The 17,446-nt window shown below is 61.0% G+C and carries 19 protein-coding genes; 10 read left to right on the plus strand and 9 right to left on the minus strand.

Features of this window, described 5'->3' with window-relative positions:
* The first annotated feature begins 39 nt into the window (after nt 1-39).
* Nucleotides 40-1,119, plus strand: a complete 1,080-nt coding sequence (locus A477_RS0103265) for a quinone-dependent dihydroorotate dehydrogenase (RefSeq protein ID WP_017197595.1) — start codon at nt 40-42, stop codon at nt 1,117-1,119.
* Nucleotides 1,120-1,199: 80 nt separating this feature from the next.
* Here A477_RS0103265 and A477_RS0103270 read toward each other — a convergent pair whose 3' ends face one another.
* A complete protein-coding gene (locus A477_RS0103270; protein WP_017197596.1) occupies nt 1,200-1,793 on the minus strand; it encodes a DUF3043 domain-containing protein in 594 nt (197 codons plus the stop codon).
* 133 nt (nt 1,794-1,926) lie between these two features.
* Between A477_RS0103270 and A477_RS0103275 the strand changes: the two genes are divergently transcribed.
* The 5 genes from A477_RS0103275 to A477_RS0103295 all read left to right on the plus strand — a co-directional run bounded on the left by A477_RS0103275 (nt 1,927) and on the right by A477_RS0103295 (nt 7,108).
* The gene (locus A477_RS0103275) at nt 1,927-3,360 is read left to right on the plus strand and encodes a dipeptidase (RefSeq protein ID WP_017197597.1); all 1,434 of its coding nucleotides are present in this window, start codon (nt 1,927-1,929) and stop codon (nt 3,358-3,360) included.
* Nucleotides 3,361-3,526: 166 nt separating this feature from the next.
* On the plus strand, nt 3,527-3,919 hold the full coding sequence (locus A477_RS0103280) for a HesB/IscA family protein (protein WP_011774901.1): 393 nt from the start codon (nt 3,527-3,529) through the stop codon (nt 3,917-3,919).
* Nucleotides 3,920-4,102: 183 nt separating this feature from the next.
* Nucleotides 4,103-4,975: an aa3-type cytochrome oxidase subunit II gene (gene ctaC / locus A477_RS0103285; protein ID WP_026005322.1), complete on the plus strand. Its 873-nt coding sequence runs from the start codon at nt 4,103-4,105 to the stop codon at nt 4,973-4,975.
* 10 nt (nt 4,976-4,985) lie between these two features.
* On the plus strand, nt 4,986-6,710 hold the full coding sequence (ctaD, locus tag A477_RS0103290) for an aa3-type cytochrome oxidase subunit I (RefSeq protein WP_011774899.1): 1,725 nt from the start codon (nt 4,986-4,988) through the stop codon (nt 6,708-6,710).
* A complete protein-coding gene (locus A477_RS0103295; protein WP_017197598.1) occupies nt 6,707-7,108 on the plus strand; it encodes a cytochrome c oxidase subunit 4 in 402 nt (133 codons plus the stop codon). The genes ctaD and A477_RS0103295 overlap by 4 nt, the downstream gene beginning before the upstream one ends.
* 118 nt (nt 7,109-7,226) lie before the next feature.
* Here the strand turns inward: A477_RS0103295 and A477_RS23435 are convergent, their stop codons facing one another.
* Nucleotides 7,227-7,520, minus strand: coding sequence for an HPr family phosphocarrier protein (locus tag A477_RS23435; protein WP_017197599.1), 294 nt, complete (start codon nt 7,518-7,520; stop codon nt 7,227-7,229).
* A gap of 157 nt (nt 7,521-7,677) precedes the next feature.
* Here A477_RS23435 and A477_RS0103305 point away from each other — a divergent pair, with 157 nt between their 5' ends.
* Nucleotides 7,678-8,466 (plus strand): GntR family transcriptional regulator, encoded by a 789-nt coding sequence (locus A477_RS0103305; RefSeq protein WP_017197600.1) that lies wholly within the window; start codon nt 7,678-7,680, stop codon nt 8,464-8,466.
* Nucleotides 8,467-8,568: 102 nt separating this feature from the next.
* Here the strand turns inward: A477_RS0103305 and qcrB are convergent, their stop codons facing one another.
* The 4 genes from qcrB to ctaE form a co-directional block, all read right to left on the minus strand.
* The gene (qcrB, locus tag A477_RS0103310; protein WP_017197601.1) at nt 8,569-10,242 is read right to left on the minus strand and encodes a cytochrome bc1 complex cytochrome b subunit; all 1,674 of its coding nucleotides are present in this window, start codon (nt 10,240-10,242) and stop codon (nt 8,569-8,571) included.
* A complete protein-coding gene (qcrA, locus tag A477_RS0103315; RefSeq protein WP_026005323.1) occupies nt 10,220-11,290 on the minus strand; it encodes a cytochrome bc1 complex Rieske iron-sulfur subunit in 1,071 nt (356 codons plus the stop codon). Before qcrA ends, qcrB begins: the two co-directional genes overlap by 23 nt.
* Nucleotides 11,291-11,386: 96 nt before the next feature.
* Nucleotides 11,387-12,175 (minus strand): cytochrome bc1 complex diheme cytochrome c subunit, encoded by a 789-nt coding sequence (gene qcrC, locus A477_RS0103320; protein WP_017197603.1) that lies wholly within the window; start codon nt 12,173-12,175, stop codon nt 11,387-11,389.
* Between the two features lie 88 nt (nt 12,176-12,263).
* Nucleotides 12,264-12,902 carry an aa3-type cytochrome oxidase subunit III gene (gene ctaE, locus A477_RS0103325; RefSeq protein WP_081589141.1) on the minus strand — a complete coding sequence of 213 codons (639 nt, stop codon included), beginning with the start codon at nt 12,900-12,902 and terminating at the stop codon, nt 12,264-12,266.
* A gap of 148 nt (nt 12,903-13,050) precedes the next feature.
* Here ctaE and trpD point away from each other — a divergent pair, with 148 nt between their 5' ends.
* Nucleotides 13,051-14,109 carry an anthranilate phosphoribosyltransferase gene (gene trpD / locus A477_RS0103330; RefSeq protein ID WP_017197605.1) on the plus strand — a complete coding sequence of 353 codons (1,059 nt, stop codon included), beginning with the start codon at nt 13,051-13,053 and terminating at the stop codon, nt 14,107-14,109.
* A gap of 30 nt (nt 14,110-14,139) precedes the next feature.
* Here trpD and A477_RS0103335 read toward each other — a convergent pair whose 3' ends face one another.
* The 3 genes from A477_RS0103335 to arfB all read right to left on the minus strand — a co-directional run bounded on the left by A477_RS0103335 (nt 14,140) and on the right by arfB (nt 15,407).
* Nucleotides 14,140-14,418 (minus strand): Lrp/AsnC family transcriptional regulator, encoded by a 279-nt coding sequence (locus tag A477_RS0103335; RefSeq protein ID WP_017197606.1) that lies wholly within the window; start codon nt 14,416-14,418, stop codon nt 14,140-14,142.
* Nucleotides 14,419-14,490: 72 nt separating this feature from the next.
* Complete coding sequence (locus A477_RS0103340; protein ID WP_049941295.1) at nt 14,491-14,880, minus strand: DUF3054 domain-containing protein; 390 nt, start codon at nt 14,878-14,880, stop codon at nt 14,491-14,493.
* Between the two features lie 107 nt (nt 14,881-14,987).
* Nucleotides 14,988-15,407: an alternative ribosome rescue aminoacyl-tRNA hydrolase ArfB gene (gene arfB, locus A477_RS0103345; RefSeq protein ID WP_017197608.1), complete on the minus strand. Its 420-nt coding sequence runs from the start codon at nt 15,405-15,407 to the stop codon at nt 14,988-14,990.
* Nucleotides 15,408-15,511: 104 nt separating this feature from the next.
* Between arfB and A477_RS0103350 the strand changes: the two genes are divergently transcribed.
* Nucleotides 15,512-16,336 (plus strand): ABC transporter ATP-binding protein, encoded by an 825-nt coding sequence (locus tag A477_RS0103350; protein ID WP_017197609.1) that lies wholly within the window; start codon nt 15,512-15,514, stop codon nt 16,334-16,336.
* A 45-nt stretch (nt 16,337-16,381) separates the two neighbouring features.
* Nucleotides 16,382-17,362 (plus strand): ABC transporter substrate-binding protein, encoded by a 981-nt coding sequence (locus A477_RS0103355; protein WP_017197610.1) that lies wholly within the window; start codon nt 16,382-16,384, stop codon nt 17,360-17,362.
* The last annotated feature ends 84 nt before the right edge of the window (nt 17,363-17,446 follow it).

The following is a 17,446-nucleotide window of genomic DNA, read 5'->3' on the forward strand; positions in this document are numbered from 1 at the left end:
GGGTTTGGTGAGTTGTCAGTAAGCGGGAAAACTAGGACCATGCGTGTTTACCCCACATTCTTCAAGTTGGCCTTCTCCTGGATGGATGCCGAGAAGGCCCACAAGATCGGCTTCCAAGGAATCCGGGCGGCCCACCGATCCGGTGCCGGGCGGATTCTCTCCAGGATTACCGCTCCTGATGCTTCCCTGCGGACGGAGGCGCTGGGGCTCACTTTTCCGTCACCGTTCGGCCTTGCAGCAGGCTTCGACAAGGAGGGTCACGGCATTGAAGCCTTGTCCGAGCTCGGATTCGGTCATGTGGAGGTGGGGACCATTACAGGCCAAGCGCAGCCGGGCAATGAAAAGCCCCGCCTGTTCCGTTTGATTGAGGACAAAGCGGTTATTAACCGCATGGGATTCAACAACGACGGCGCCGCAGCAGTCGCTCCGAGACTCAAGTCAGCACGGGCCGCGTTGCAGCGGCAACACCCCGACGTCCGCCCGGTTATTGGAGTGAACATCGGCAAGACCAAGCTGGTTGAGCTCGACGACGCCACCGAGGACTACTTGGTGAGTGCACGTAGCCTGGCGCCGGCAGCCGACTACCTAGTGGTCAACGTTAGTTCTCCGAATACGCCGGGGCTGCGCTTGCTGCAGAATGTGGAGACGCTGCGTCCATTGCTGCGGGCTGTTGGCGATGCTGCCGACGAAGCCGCCGGCCGGCATGTTCCCCTTCTGGTCAAGATCGCGCCGGACCTCTCCGATGAGGATGTCGACGACGTCGCGCGCCTTGCGCTGGACCTGAAGCTCGATGGGATTATTGCCACTAACACCACGATTTCCCGTGATGGGCTCGTCTCTGACGCCGCGAAGGTGGAGTCCCTGGGTGCGGGCGGCTTGTCGGGAGCACCCCTGAAGCGGCGCTCCCTGGAAGTTTTGCGCAGGCTCAAGGACGCTGTGGGGGACCGGCTCGTGCTCGTTGCGGTAGGTGGAGTGGAGACGGCGCAGGATGTTCAGGACCGCTTGGATGCTGGCGCGACTTTGGTGCAGGGATATACAGCCTTCCTCTATGAAGGACCGTTTTGGGCTTCGCGCATCAACAAGGGCCTCGTGAAACTTCGTCAGAGGGCAGGCCGCTGATACGGGTTACAAAAAGACCCCGGACCAGTGGTCCGGGGTCTTTTTGAATGTAAGGGTTGGGGTGCCGGTGTTTTCGGCGCCTAGGCGGGGTACTGGCCGCGCTTTACCTGAGGTTTGGGAAGGCGGAGCTTGCGGAACTGGAGGGCACGCATGCACCCGTACCAGATGGAGCCCCGTTCCACTTCGCCGAACTTCTCGGTGAGACGCTTGCGAAGCTTGCGCGACAGGATGAAGACGTCCACAAAGACAGCGAGGAACATGATCCAGAACCCAATAAGGACGTAGCTGATGCCGGCGCTGGTGGGCGGAATGATCAAAGAAATTACGACGAACAGCAGTGCTCCGAACATGAGGTATTCGCCCAAGCTGAAGCGTGCGTCCACGTAGTCACGCGTGTAACGCTTTTGAGGTCCCTTGTCGCGAAGGGGGAGGAACCTCTCGTCACCCGTATCGAGGGCCTGCCGCATCTTCTGCCGCTGGTCCTGGATGGCTACCCTTTCCGCTGCCTTGGAGGCCTTACGGTCGTTGGGAACCAGAGGGCGCTTGCGGGCCGCTTCCTGGTCCTTCCGCTTGGGCGTTGGGGCGCCTTTTCCCGCACCGGACTCCGGTGCGGTGGCGTAGGCCTGATCTACTACTGATTGAGCGCTGGGCTCTTCCTTTTTGCGTCCGAACACCCATACAGAATACCCCTCAAGAAGGTGGCGCACGTTACCTGTCCGGTTGCTGGAGCCCTGTGCCCCGGCTTGAAGCCCGTGGCGGGGGTGCACTTGCGACGGCGGGAGAATCCCCGGCGGTAAAGTGTGGCCCATGACTTCAGCACATGCGGAGATCCCGCAGAACAAGCAAGGGCACTCAGGCTCCACCCCAGTGGAGACATTGACCATGGCGGTCAACGACTCCTTCGATACGACACTCTCGTCACTTAAAGAACTGGTGGGTATCCCGGGGATTGCATGGCCAAGCTTTGATCCCCGGGAACTGGATCGAAGCGCCGACGCCGTGGCTACCTTGGTGAGGGAGGCCGGCATGGACGACGTCCGCATCCTTCGCTGCAACAAGTCCGACGGAACGCCCGGTGGTCCTGCCGTCGTCGCGCGTCGACCAGCCGCCAAAGGCAAGCCGACCATCCTGCTCTACGCGCACCATGACGTCCAGCCGCCAGGAGACGGAAGCCTCTGGGACTCTGAACCGTTTGTCGCCCAAGAGCGTGACGGTCGGTTGTACGGCCGGGGCGCCGCCGACGACAAAGCAGGAATCATGGCGCACCTTGCCGCATACAGTGCCGTTACTAAGGTCCTGGGGGAGGATTTCGGGCTCGGTGTGACCTTCTTCTTCGAGGGTGAGGAAGAAGCGGGGTCGCCCACGTTCCGGACATTCCTGGAGGAGCACCAGGAACTTCTCCGGGCGGATGTGATTGTTGTTGCGGACTCCAGTAACTGGAAAGTGGGTGTTCCCGCCCTGACCACCAGCCTGCGTGGTTTGGTGGACGGAACCTTCGAGGTGCGTGTCCTGGAGCATGCCGTCCACTCGGGAATGTTCGGCGGCCCGGTGCTCGATGCCCCTACTCTCTTGTCGCGACTCATTGCCACACTTCATGACGACGACGGGAACGTGGCGGTTGCCGGCCTCGTGGGCCGGGATGAAGTGGACGTTGACCTCACCGAAGCGGACTACCGTGCCGATGCTTCAGTGCTCGACGGCGTGAGGCTCGCCGGGAGCGGAACTATCGCCTCCCGCTTATGGACCAAACCTGCACTGTCCATCATCGGTATGGACGTCCCGGCCGTGGATGTCGCCTCGAACACCCTCATACCTACGGCCCGTGCAAAATTCAGCATGCGGTTGGCTCCGGGCCAGGATCCCGAAGCAGCAATGGCTGCCCTTAAGCAGCACGTTGAAGCCAATGCGCCCTTTGGTGCAAAGGTGACGTTCACGCCGGGGGAGAGGGGCAATGCCTTTTCCACCGATACGACTTCCGCTGCGGCGCGGGTGGCACTGTGGGCGCTGGGGGAGTCCTGGGGCGTCAAGCCCGTGGAAATGGGCATCGGAGGCTCCATTCCGTTCATCGCAGACCTCTTGGAGATGTACCCGGACGTCCAGATCCTCGTGACAGGTGTGGAGGACCCCGATTCCCGCGCGCACAGTGCCAACGAATCGTTGCACATCGGAGACTTCCAGCATGCCGTGTTGGCCGAAGCCCTGATGCTGGCCCGGCTCAACGCCGAGGGCTTGGTGGAGTAACGCCCCCCACGGCGCGCCGGGAACAACGAAATGCTGTCTGTGGTTACGTCAGGAGTTATAGCTAAGTGTCTGCGCGACGTAGCATTGGTTATAACCCGTACGTAATTGGGTAAGGGCAGGCAGCGTTCCGGCGCCGCCGCCAGGAGCTTCATAAGAAGGTAGGCCAATGAGCACTGCAACCAACGAAAACAGCACCGGAGCACAGCTCGTCACCAACGACGACGAACTGGCCACGCACGAGGTCAATCTGACCGACGTCGCCGCAGGCAAGGTCCGCAGCCTCCTCGAACAGGAAGGGCGCACGGACCTTCGGCTGCGCGTTGCAGTCCAGCCTGGAGGCTGCTCGGGCTTGATCTACCAGCTTTACTTCGATGAGCGCCTGCTCGACGGAGACGCTGTGCGCGACTACGACGGCGTTGAGGTCGTAGTGGACAAGATGAGCGTTCCTTACCTCAGTGGCGCAAGTATTGACTTCGAAGACACCATTTCGAAGCAGGGCTTCACCATCGACAACCCGAACGCCGGCGGGTCTTGCGCCTGCGGCGATTCATTCCACTGATGTGAGCCATCGCCGCATGTCGGCGCCCCTTCGCCCGGCTTTAAAACCGTTCGGAGCCACGGCGCTGACATGTGCGCGAAAACCGCGTGATAGCGGTAAGCTCTACATCGGGTAGTAAAACTTTTAGTGTGCCCGGTGAGCCTTCGGCCTGCCGGGAGACAGCAACAAGAGGAAGGGCCGTCTGTGAGTTCGCAGAACCGAACCGGCAGCCGACGCATAAAGATCACATCGATCACTGGCTTGGCACTAGCCGGCGCGTTGGTTTTGACCGGATGTTCACCAGAGGTAGAGAAGGGTTGGCTGCCAACAGAGCGCGGCACGACCAACCACACTGACCGGATCATGGACCTCTGGGTCAACTCATGGATCGCCGCCTTGGCAGTCGGTATTATCACGTGGGGCCTCTTGGTCTGGTGCATCATTGCTTACCGCCGCCGCAAGGGCACCACGGGTTTCCCGAAGCAGCTCAGCTACAACCTGCCACTCGAGGTCTTCTACTTGACCATCCCGCTGTTCATGGTGCTGGTGTTCTTCTACTTCACCGACCAGGACCAGCGCGCGATCGATGACCGCTCGCAGCCCGCCGACGTCGTTGTTGACGTCCGCGGCAAGCAGTGGGCTTGGGACTTCAACTACAAAAAGGGCGAGGTCATCAATGAAGACCTCCACGAGGCCGGCGTTCAGGCCCACCTGACCGGCAATGAGGTCGACAAGGAACTCCTCCCCACCCTGTACTTGCCCGTTGGCAAGTCCGTGGACCTGGAGCTGAACTCCCGCGACGTCATCCACTCATTCTGGGTTCCTGCCTTCCTCCAGAAGCGCGACATGATCCCGGGTAAGACGAACTACATCAGGTTCACCCCCACCAAGGAGGGCACCTTCGATGGCAAGTGTGCAGAGCTCTGCGGTGAATACCACTCCGAAATGCTCTTCCGCGTCAAGGTTGTCTCCGAGTCTGAGTTCCAGGCCCACATGGACAAGCTTCGCCAGGATGGCAACACGGGCCTGCTCGGTGCGGAATATGACCGCAACCCGAACCTGAACGAAACCAAGTAAGGGGAGCGACGTGGCTACGTACACTCAATCCGCACCGGGGGTCCTAGAAGCTCCCGTAGTTCCTAAATCCAAGGGACGCATCGTCGTCAACTGGATTACCTCCACGGACCACAAGACCATCGGGTACATGTACCTGATTGCGTCATTCGTGTTCTTCTGCCTCGGTGGCGTCATGGCGCTGCTGATTCGTGCTGAACTGTTCGAACCCGGTATGCAGATCCTGCAGACCAAAGAGCAGTACAACCAAATGTTCACCATGCACGGCACCGTGATGCTCCTGATGTTCGCTACGCCTCTGTTCGCTGGCTTCGCCAACGTGATCATGCCGCTGCAGATCGGCGCGCCCGACGTTGCATTCCCGCGACTGAATGCCCTGGCTTTCTGGTTCTTCCTCTTTGGTTCAACCATCGCTGTTTCCGGATTCATCACCCCCCAGGGTGCTGCCTCCTTTGGTTGGTTCGCCTACGCGCCATTGTCGAACACGACGTTCAGTCCCGGCGTCGGTGGTGACCTTTGGGTCTTCGGCCTTGCCCTCTCCGGCTTCGGCACAATCCTTGGTGCCGTCAACTTCATCACCACCATCATCTGCATGCGCGCCCCGGGCATGACCATGTGGCGCATGCCCATCTTCACCTGGAACACGCTGGTTACCGCGATCCTGGTCCTGATGGCCTTCCCGCCGCTTGCTGCAGCACTGTTCGCACTCGGTGCGGATCGCCGCTTCGGTGCCCACATCTTCGACCCCGAAAACGGCGGTGCAGTCCTTTGGCAGCACCTGTTCTGGTTCTTCGGTCACCCCGAGGTGTACATCATCGCCCTGCCGTTCTTCGGCATTGTTTCGGAGATCTTCCCGGTCTTCAGCCGCAAGCCGATCTTCGGCTACAAGGGTCTTGTCTACGCAACGATCGCCATCGCCGCCTTGTCCGTTACTGTGTGGGCCCACCACATGTATGTGACCGGTTCAGTGCTGCTGCCGTTCTTCGCCTTCATGACCATGCTCATCGCAGTTCCCACGGGCGTGAAGTTCTTCAACTGGATCGGCACCCTATGGCAGGGTTCCATCACTTTTGAGACGCCCATGCTCTGGAGCATCGGCTTCCTGGTGACGTTCCTCTTCGGTGGCCTCACAGGCATCATCCTGGCCTCGCCGCCGTTGGACTTCCACGTATCGGACTCGTACTTCGTTGTAGCCCACTTCCACTACGTGGTGTTCGGTACGGTCGTGTTCGCCATGTTCGCAGGGTTCTACTTCTGGTGGCCCAAGTGGACCGGCAAGATGCTCAACGAGCGTCTCGGCAAGATCCACTTCTGGCTGCTGTTCCTCGGCTTCCACGGCACGTTCCTGATCCAGCACTGGTTGGGCGTTGAGGGTATGCCGCGTCGTTACGCCGACTACATGCCGCAGGATAACTTCACGTGGATGAACCAGTTCTCCACCATTTCCTCCTTCGTCCTTGGCGCTTCGCTCCTGCCGTTCTTCTGGAACGTCTACATCACCTGGCGCAGCAACAAGAAGGTGGAAGTGGACGACCCGTGGGGCTTCGGTGCTTCGCTGGAATGGGCAACTTCCTGCCCGCCGCCGCGCCACAACTTCACCTCCTTGCCCCGTATTCGCTCCGAGCGCCCGGCTCTGGACCTTCACCACCCGGAGTTGGCGCAGGTTCACACCGCCGAGGCCCCGTCACCCGCAGCAGCTGTCTTGGGTAACGCCGACCAAAGGGACGTCAGCAAATGAAAATTGAATCGTGGCTCTTCGGAGCCGGTGTCTTCTTCTTCGTCCCCGTAGCCATCGCCTATGGCTTCCTGACGGAATGGAATGAGTGGGTCGGTGTCCTGGGCATCCTCCTCGTAGGCGGACTTGCCGGCATGATCGGTGCCTACCTCGGATTCACGGGTAAGCGAATCGGCCTGCGACCCGAAGACCGGCCCGACGCAGAAATTCACGAAGGCGCTGGCGAACAGGGGCACTTCAGCCCCTGGAGCTGGTGGCCGCTGGTTCTTGGCTTGGCTTGTGCCGGTGGCTTCCTCGGCCTCGCGATTGGCTTCTGGGTGACCTACGTCGCCGGTGGCCTCGCCTTGATTGCCTTGGTTGGCTGGGTCTTCGAGTACAGCCGTGGCGATCACGCCCACTAGATAACTGGTAACACAGCGATGGGCCCCACCGATTGGTGGGGCCCATCGTCGTTAAGTCCTCAATGTTGCGGGAACGTTCCGTCAGTCTCGACGGTCCTCAACACAGCTGGAGATGCTATCAGTGGGCTTGTGTGCCCGCCAGGACGGCGGAAAGAGCCATGAGGGCACTCTCGGCCTCGGGAAGACTCTGATCGCCGCTGAGTGCATCTGGAGCTACTGCGAGGAAGACCTCGCACCCATGTTCAAAATCCTCAGTCATGACCTCCAGAAGGGAGCGGGCGTCCACGGGGAGCCCGTTGGGCTTACGAATGGTCACCGGCAGTCCCGTATCAGTGACGGCACGGACAAATACAGCGGCCGCACGTGCGTGCAGCCCGATTTCAGCGGCTACGAAGGCTTTCTGCTCCGGCAACCCAGCTCCTTTGATACGACGGAACCTCCGTCTGAAAAATGATCCATACCAGCGTAGCCGCCGCAGCGCGATCCAATCCACACTGTGTGCCGGTGGTCTAGACCTCCTGCCAAGCTGATTTATCCTAGAACCATGACTCAATTGCTGGAAACCTGCCGTGGCTGAGGCAGCAAGCATCGCCGGTGAGATCGACCGTGCCAGCGCCACTCCCATCTACGTTCAGCTGCGTGAGATCCTGCGCACGTTTATCGCCCAGTCCTGCCCACCAGGCTCTGCGCTCCCTTCGGAGCGGGATCTCTCGGAACGGTTCGGATTGGCGAGAATGACCGTCCGTCAGGCTATTGATGCTCTGGTTGGCGAAGAAGTCATAGAGCGGGTAGTGGGTCTTGGAACCTTTGTCAGGAAGCCGAAGCTGGATTTGCAGGTGAAGTTGACCTCCTACAGCGAGGAAATGCAGCGTCGCGGTATGGTGCCTGCTGCAAAGGTTCTGAGCTTCGAGCAAATCGCGGCAAGTGCTTTCCTCGCCAGGGAGCTGCAACTGGACGAGGGCACGCCCTTGGTGCGGTTCAGGCGTCTTCTGCTGGCTGATAACGAACCCATGAGCGTAGATGAGAACTTCATTCCGGCCCATCGGGTGCCCGGGCTGCTCGACGAGGCGCCCCCAACATCGCTGTACAACGTTCTGAGCGAACGGTTCGGCCTGGTGATGGAGTGGGGTGAGGACATGATTGAGGCCACTGCGGCGTCACCGTCAACTGCCCGGCTTCTCAACGTGGACGTAGGCGCCCCGCTACTCAAGATTCAACGGCACGCCTTCGTGGCCCGCGCAATGGTTGACTACTCTGTCTCTTACTACCGCGCGGACCGCTATAAACTGTGGGTTCCCTTGCAGCGCCCAGGAATTCGTCCCACCCGTAACTACTCGTCGGGGTACCGAACGCAATAGGACGTGGGCTGCCCGACGCGTCCTGGGTGGAAAGGGAACAGACATAAAGGAAGGACCCGGTTCATGTGAACCGGGTCCTTCCTTTGTATCTCCTGCTAAGCGCTAGTGGCTCAGGCTCTTCTGGTCTTCACCAGCTGCGATGGCCTCATGGTGGCCATGTGCGTGTGCTGCTTCGAGTTCCGCGGGCGTTGCGGGGGCAACACGGTCTTCGAAGAACCAGCGGGAGAGTGCCGCGCGGCGCTTCTCCTTCCGGGTGACCACGCCGTGCTCGTTCGGCTGGGCCGGGAGCGGCGCCGGTGATTCGAACCCTACAAGCTTGTAGCGCTTGTACTCATCCAGCGGGGCATGAACCTCGATGAATTCGCCATGGGGGAGCCGGACGATGCGACCAGTCTCGCGGCCATGAAGTGCAATTTCACGGTCCTTGCGCTGGAGGGCCAGTGCAATTCGCTTGGTCACGATGAAGGCGATGACAGGGCCGATGAAGAACAGCGTCCGCAGCCAGTAGGTGACATCGTTCAACGACACATGGAAGTGCGTTGCGATGAGGTCAGAACCAGCAGCTGCCCACATCACGCAGTACCAAGTGAAACCTGCAACACCGATCGCCGTACGGGTCGGAGCATTGCGCGGGCGGTCCAGGACGTGGTGTTCACGGTTGTCCTTGGTGACCCAGCGTTCGATCCACGGGTACATGAACAGCACCGTGAAGATGATGCCTGCCGGTACGAGCGCAGGAAGCAGGACGTTCAGCGTCAGGGTGCGTCCGAAGATGACCCACTCGAAGTGGAAGTCGTTGATGACACCCGGCATGAGGCGCAGGGCGCCGTCGACGAAACCGATGTACCAGTCAGGCTGGGTACCAGCCGAAACCGGGGAGGGATCGTAGGGGCCGTAGTTCCAGATCGGGTTGATCGTGAAAGCTGCTGCCATAAGAGCCAGGACACCGAAGACGATGAAGAAGAATCCACCAGCCTTTGCGGCGTATACCGGGCCGAGGGGGTAGCCGACGACGTTGCCGTCATTGCGTCCGGGGCCGGGGTACTGGGTGTGCTTGTGCACAACCACCATGAAGAGGTGGATGACAATCATCAGGAGGATGAGCGCCGGGACCAGGAGGATGTGCAGGACGTACAAACGGCCAATGATGGCCGTACCCGGGAATTCTCCACCGAAGAGGAAGAACGAGGTGTACGTTCCGATAACCGGGATGGACTTGATCACGCCGTCGATGATGCGCAGGCCGTTGCCGGACAGCAGGTCATCGGGGAGGGAGTAGCCGGTGAAGCCTGCAGCCATTGCCAGGATGAGCAGCACGCCGCCCACAACCCAGTTCATTTCGCGGGGCTTGCGGAAAGCGCCCGTGAAGAAGACGCGCAGCATGTGCACACCGAGGGACGCTACGAACAAGAGTGCGGCCCAGTGGTGAACCTGGCGCATGAACAGGCCGCCACGAACGTCAAACGAGATGTTCAGTGACGAGCTGTAGGCAACTGACATTTCGACGTTGTACAACGGCGTGTAGGAACCCTGGTAATGGGTTTCCGCCATGGACGGGTCGAAGAAGAAGGTCAGGAACGTACCCGACATCAGCAAGATGACGAAAGAGTACAGCGCCACCTCACCGAACATGAACGACCAGTGGTCGGGGAAGACCTTGCGGCCGAACTCGCGCAGGATGCCGGAGCCGCCAACACGCTCGTCCACGAAGTTGGTGAAACTACCAACCTTGGTCTTCGGAACGAAGGGGGCTTCAGCTGTTGATGAGGCGCTCATGCTCGTCACGCTCCCAGTAACTCGGTCCTACAGGTTCTCTGAAGTCGCTGGTTGCGACGAGGTAGCCCTCTGCATCAACTGCGATGGGCAGCTGGGGGAGCGGACGGCTAGCCGGCCCGAAGATGACCTTGCATTCCTGCGTGAGGTCAAAAGTGGACTGGTGGCAGGGGCACAGGAGGTGGTGCGTCTGCTGCTCGTAGAGAGCAACCGGGCAACCGACGTGCGTGCAGATCTTGGAGTAAGCAACGATGCCGTTGTAGCTCCAGTCTTCGCGACCCTCAGAGGGGTTCAACGAATCCGGGTCCAGGCGCATCAGGAGAACGACGGCTTTTGCCTTCTCGTTCAGCTTGCCTTCGTGGAGTTCGTTGAGGCCTTCGGGGATCACGTGGAAGGCAGAACCTATGGTGACGTCCGAGGCCTTGATGGGGGTGCCATCAGGGTCACGGGTCAGGCGCTTCAGCTTGTCGCCCTCAGGCGCCCACATGGTGTGTGCCAAAGCGTTGTCCGGCCGCGGACCCAGATCGCCGAAGATGGCGAGGGCCGGCAGTGGAGCAAGCGCAACGGCACCAAGAAGGGTGTTGCGGATCAGCGGGCGACGCTTGATGCCGGTCTCGTCGACGATGTCATCGACGATACGGACTGCAGCCTGGCGATCTTCTTCAGTGCGGATGGCGTGGCGCTCTTCCGACACTTCATGGTCGGGCATCAGGGCCTTGGCCCAGTGCACGATGCCGGTGCCGATTCCCAGCATTGCAAACGCAGTACCGAGTCCCAGAAGGAGGTTCTGGGTGCGGATGGTTGCAATCGAGGTATCGTCGCCCAAGTCGATGGCAAAGTAAGCCACCAGGAACACCAGCGTACCGATTACAGAGGTGCCAAACAGAATGGCTACCTGACGCTCGGCGCGCTTTGCGGCTACCGGGTCCGTGTCAGCCAGGCGCAAACGATGCGGAGGCAGTCCAGGATCCTGGAACTTCTCCACCTCATTCTGACCAGCCGTAGCTACGGTGCCCGAGTGGTTCGGACTGCCGTCACTATGGTTGCCCATAATTCGCCTCATCCTTCTCTCGTTGTCTCGGCCGGGGCCGAGTTATTTTCAGTTTCAAACTGCTGAACGTGCAGCAGAAGTTTTGTCGTGTCCGGGCTAGGACGTGCGGGACGTCAACCAGATCGTGAATGCGATGATGACACCCAAGCCGGCAACCCAAACGAACAGACCCTCGGATACCGGACCAAGTGCGCCCAGGTCTGCGCCACCGGGAGACCCGTTGGCTTCGATGGTCTTCAGGAAGGTGATGATGTCGCGCTTGTCCTCAGGTGTGACGTTGGAGTCACTGAAGACGGGCATGTTCTGCGGACCGGTAACCATGGCTTCGTAAATGTGCTCAGGGCTCACACCTGCCAACGCGGGGGCAAACTTGCCGCGGGTCAGGGCGCCACCGGCAGCAGCGGCATTGTGGCACATGGCGCAGTTGACGCGGAAGAGTTCGCCACCGTTGGCTGCGTCTCCCTTTCCGTCGAGGAGGTTTTGTTCCGGAATAGCCGGACCTGCACCGAGGGATGCAACGTAAGCGGAGAGCTGCTTGGTCTGTTCCGCATTGAACTGGGCGGGCTTCTGCTGGGCCTGCGGTCCGCTCATCTGCATGGGCATACGGCCGGTGCCAACCTGGAAGTCAACTGCAGCAGCACCCACGCCGACCAGCGAGGGGCCGTCCTGGGTTCCGCTTGCACCCATGCCGTGGCAGGTGGCGCAGTTGGCGGCAAAGAGTTTGCCGCCTTCCTCTACGTCACTTGCGCTGAAGCTCGTGGTGCTGGCCTTGGCCTGGTTGACAGTTGTGGCAACGGCGTACAGCCCACCAGTGAGGAGGAGGCCCATCAGCAGCAGCGCAATGGCTGCCAGTGGGTGACGTCGCTTCTGCGAGAGTGCCTTCACGTGGTGGTTCCTTTATTCGATCCTGCGTCGGCTCCGAGAGCCGCTTCTTGAAATTCTGCCTCTTGTAGAAAAAGAGTCAAAGCCGGGCTTACTTGAGAACGTAGATGACCAGGAAGAGGCCGATCCACACAACGTCAACGAAGTGCCAGTAGTACGAGGTGACGATCGCCGACGTCGCTTCAAAGTGTCCGAACTTCTTGGCTGCGAACGCGCGGCCAATGATGAACAGGAACGCGATCAGGCCGCCGATGACGTGGAGGCCGTGGAAGCCCGTGGTCATGTAGAAGGCGGAGCCGTAAGCGTTGGACGACAGGGATACGTGCTCGGAAACGAGCATGGCGTATTCCATGGTCTGGCCGGCTACGAAGAAGGCACCCATGACGAACGTGAGGGAGAACCATTCGGTCATGCCCCAACGCGTGAACTGCAGGAGCCCACCGGTGCGGCGCGGCTCGAGCCGCTCGGCGGCAAAGACGCCCATCTGGCAAGTAAAGGAACTTGCCACAAGGACGATGGTGTTGACGAGCGCAAACGGGAAGTTGAGCTTGGCCGTCTCCTCGGCCCACATCGTTCCGGATGTGGAGCGCAGGGTGAAGTACATGGCAAAGAGGCCGGCGAAGAACATCAACTCACTGGACAGCCAAACAACGGTTCCAACAGAAACCAGGTTGGGGCGGTTCAGCGTCGGGTGCGCCGGGGTACTGGGGGCATGGGTCGCAGATGTCACAAGGACATTATGTCTGTAAAAGTCCAGACTTCCCAATGCAAACCACCGATTCGGGAGACTTTTTCTACAAAGACGCGAATTCGCGCGGAAAAGTTCCCGGCCTCGTTCACATTGGTCATCGGCGTGGCTGGCTCGATAGCATCAGGGAGTGACTTCTCCGGCATCGGCACCTGCAGCCAGTAATACCTGGCCAGGGCTCATCTCTGCACTGATCAACGGCGACGACCTTGCAGTGGGCAACACAGAGTGGGCCATGAACACGATCATGTCGGGAGAAGCGACTCCCGCTCAGATCGCCGGCTTCCTGGTGGCGCTTCGCGCCAAGGGCGAGACGGTGGAAGAGTTGGCCGGCTTGGTTGCGGCCATGGTTCAGCACGCCAATCCGATCGACATTTCCGGTGAGAAGCTGGACATCGTAGGAACCGGTGGGGACCGGTTGAACACCGTGAACATCTCCACCATGGCCGCGCTCGTGGCCGCTGGAGCCGGGGCCAAGGTGGTCAAGCACGGCAACAGGGCTGCTTCGTCCACTTCAGGATCGGCCGACGTTCTGGAGGCCTTGGGCGTCCGCCTGGATCTGTCGATAGAGCAGGTGGCGCGGAACGCCGAAGAGGCGGGAATCACTTTTTGTTTTGCCCAGGTCTTCCACCCGTCGTTCCGGCACACAGCTGTTCCGCGCCGAGAACTGGCTGTACCCACGGCCTTCAATTTCCTGGGGCCGATGACCAATCCCGCGCACGTGCAAGCCTCCGCCGTGGGTGTAGCGAATGCCCGCATGGCGCCGCTGGTGGCCGGAGTTCTGGCCCGCCGAGGCAGCCGGGGCCTGGTGTTCCGTGGTGACGATGGACTGGACGAATTGACCCCCACGGGACCCTCCACCGTCTGGGAGATCAGGAACGGAGCAGTCAGGGAACAGGTGTTTTCGCCTGAAGACCTGGGGATCCGCCCCTCGACAGTTGCGGACCTTCGCGGTGGCGACGCTGCTGCCAATGCGGCTGTGGTGCGCGAAATCCTGGATGGTAAGACGGGTCCGGTGCGTGATGCCGTTCTGCTGAATGCCGCGGCTGGATTGGTGTCAATCGACCTCGACGCCGAGGGGAGCCTTGAGGAGCGGATGCGCACCGCTTTCGTAAGGGCAGCTGAGTCCGTTGACTCCGGCAAGGCCGCCGAAGTTCTCGCTAAGTGGATAGCCCTCAGCCAAAGCTGACGAAGGCGGACCCGGCGTTATTCGGAGTTATTACTCGAATCCGAGCGCGAAAGCTGCGTCAAGGTCGTGCTGCGAATAAGCCCGAAAAGCGATGTGGGTGGTGGTGTGGACCACTGATGCAACTTTGGACAGTCGATCGGCGATCACATCGGCGAGTTCGTCATGCTTGGTCACCCTGGCCACGGCAATGAGGTCCCATTCGCCGGTGACGGAGTAGACCTCACTGATGCCCTGGATGGCCGAGATCTGTTCGGCGGTCTCCGGTATGCGTGAGGCGTCGGTCTTGATCAGGACGAAAGCGGTGATCACGTGGGGCCTTTCCGGAAATGCATCGTTGCGGACGATTTCCAGCCTAGTGCATTCTTGCTGGGCAAGGCTTGATCACGCCCGGCGTTGCCGCTTACGCGATGCCCGCAGGAGCAGCGTCGCAAGGACCCGGTATCCGAGAAGGAATACGCCGAGGCTGATCAGCGCCACGAGGACAAAAGGCAGTACGACGGTTTGGCCAGTAACAGCCCTCAACAACATTCCCACCAGCACCGCCCCGATCCAGATACACACCCCGGATGGCCATGCTGCCAGGGGCGCCCGCCATGCGCGTGTGACGACCCAGGCAATAGCTGCCCCGGTCAGGAACGGCCATGCTGTGGCGAAGGCTCCCGAAACGATGTCTCCGCGGGCATGTGCGTCGCGGCCGATAGCGGCGAAGACAAGAATCAGCAGAAGGTCGGCAATAGCTGCGGGGATCCACAGCCGAGATGGTGAAGGCATACTGCTGACACTATCGGGGCCTTCTGTCATGCGCGAAGCCGGCTCCCGCGCTGCAGCCCTTGCATGTGGTCCTGTGGGCCGTAGCCCTGAGGGCAGCGGCCCGGGCTCTATTCGGCGGCAGGCCGCCGTCGTTGCTGTTTGGTTGCCGACCTGAGTTCTTTTGCTACACGGTGGCGCCTGGCGGAGCCACGGGTGGGTTTTGAGGCGCGGCGGACGGATTCGGGGACGAGGCCCGTTCTTACTAGCTCGGCGAGCTTGGCCATGGCGATCTCGCGATTACGCAGCTGGGATCGTTCCTCCGATGCGGTCACGATGATGGTACCGCCGACGACTCTTCGCCCCAGGCGTTTGAGCAGCAACTGCCGCTGCTCATCTGTAAGCGTGGCAGAACCGGTAACGTTCCACAGCAATTCGGCCCGACTGTCCGTGGTGTTGACGTGTTGACCGCCCGGCCCGGAGGAGCGGGAGAACCGCCATCTGAGTTCCGAGGCGGGGATCGTCAGCGAACGGGAGATTTCCAGGTCCATGGGTCAAGCCTTGCACGTCGCTGACTCCTGGCCAGGCAGGCATGTGATGACTTTCTCCGACACGTTTTTAGAAATTAGGTAAGCCTAAGCTAATCTTTCATTTTGTGACTGAACTGACTGAACTCACGGGGCTCGAGGCCACTGACCTGGTCCTCCGCTACGGGGACAAGGACGTGGTCCATGGAGCGGGGCTCCGCCTGGAGCCGGGGCGCATAGTTGCCTTGGTAGGCCCGAACGGCAGTGGCAAGTCCACCCTGCTTCGTGCGTTGGCCCGGTTGCACGAGGCGTCTTCCGGAACGGTAACGGTCAAACCTGCCGGCGGCGAAGTGTCAGATGCGTTGATGATGAAGCGCAGTGATTTCGCCAGGCATGTGACGTTGCTTTCGCAAAGCCGGCCGGTGCCGCACGGCCTTAGCGTCCGTGACGTCGTCGAGTTCGGGCGCCATCCCTACCGCGGGCGGTGGCGCGCTGCCGATCCCGAGGGGCCGGCCGCCGTCGACCGCGCCATGGAGCTGACCGGTGTGGCGGAGCTTGCCAGCCGGGGCGTCCACGAACTTTCGGGCGGGCAACTGCAGCGGGTGTGGCTGGCAAGTTGCCTTGCGCAGGACACCTCGGTTCTGCTGCTCGATGAGCCAACCAACCATTTGGACCTCCGGTACAAGGTGGAGATTTTTGATCTCGTGCACGATCTGGCCCGCATTCACGGGGTGGCGATTGGTGTGGTCCTGCATGACCTCGACGAGGCGGCCGCGCTTGCCGATCACGTGGTGGTTCTGTCGGAAGGCCGAATCGCTGCGGCCGGACCCGCTCATGAGGCACTCGATGCGGAGCTCCTCAGTGACGTCTATTCAATTCCGATCGTTACCCACACCGATCCGCTGACGGGCAGGCTGCGCACCCGCGCGGTAGGCCGGCACAGCAACAGCTGATCACCCCCATCAAGACGTAAGCCCCCCAACACGAAAGGGACACCTGTGTCCATGAAGATCCACAAAGCCCTGGCCGCCACCGCTGCCTTGGCAGTCCTGCTCACCGGCTGCGGCACCACTGAGGGCCCGGCGAGCTCCCCTTCGAACAGTGCCGGTGCGGGAGAATCCATCACCGTGACCGACGCCCGCGGCACCGAGGTCAAGCTCGATGGCCCCGCCAAGCGCGTGGTCGGTACCGAATGGAACGTAGTGGAGAACCTGACCACCCTCGGCGTCATGCCGGTAGGCGTCGCAGATGTCAAGGGCTACAGCGCCTGGGTTAGCGCCGGCAAGCTGGACAGCACGCCCACCGACATCGGAACACGCAACGAACCCAGCTTCGACACCATTGCTTCCCTCGATCCTGACCTCATTGTTGCCACCACCGACCTCGCCGAGCCCGTCATCAAGCAGCTCGAAGAACTGGCTCCCGTTGTTGTGGTGAAGTCCGCCGATGGCAGCCGCCAGATCGCGCAAGCCGAGGACAATTTGAAGCTCGTCGCCAAGGCAACCGGCACCGAGAAGAAAGCTGATGAGGCAATCGCAGCGTTCGACGCCGCCGTCGCCGAGGGCAAAGCCGATCTCGAGAAGGCCGGCCTGGGCGGTTCGCGCGTAGCGTTCGCAGACGGCTGGGTTGCTGATGGCAAGGTCTCCATCCGCCCGTTCACCAAGGGTTCCCTGCTGGCCGACATCAACACCGAGCTGGGTCTCGTGAACCCGTGGACGGTTGAAGGAGACCCTGCCTACGGACTGGGCTCTACCGACGTCGAGGGCCTGACCACCGTCAACGCCGACCATTTCGTCTACATCACCAACAGCGCGGATGGCGATTTCACCGAGCAGTTGACCGACAACGCAGTTTGGAAGTCGCTTCCGTTCGTGTCAGCCGGCAAGGTGCACCGCCTCTCTGACGGCATCTGGATGTTCGGTGGCCCGGCCTCGATGACCCAGTACGTCGACGCAATCGTCGCGTCCCTCACCAAGTAGCCCCACCCGCATGACCGACACTGTGAAGAGGCCCGCCATGACCGTTACCACGGCCGTGGCGGGGGGTCCCCCCCCCCCCGCGCC

Source organism: Arthrobacter sp. M2012083 (assembly GCF_000281065.1).
Lineage (GTDB): Bacteria > Actinomycetota > Actinomycetes > Actinomycetales > Micrococcaceae > Arthrobacter.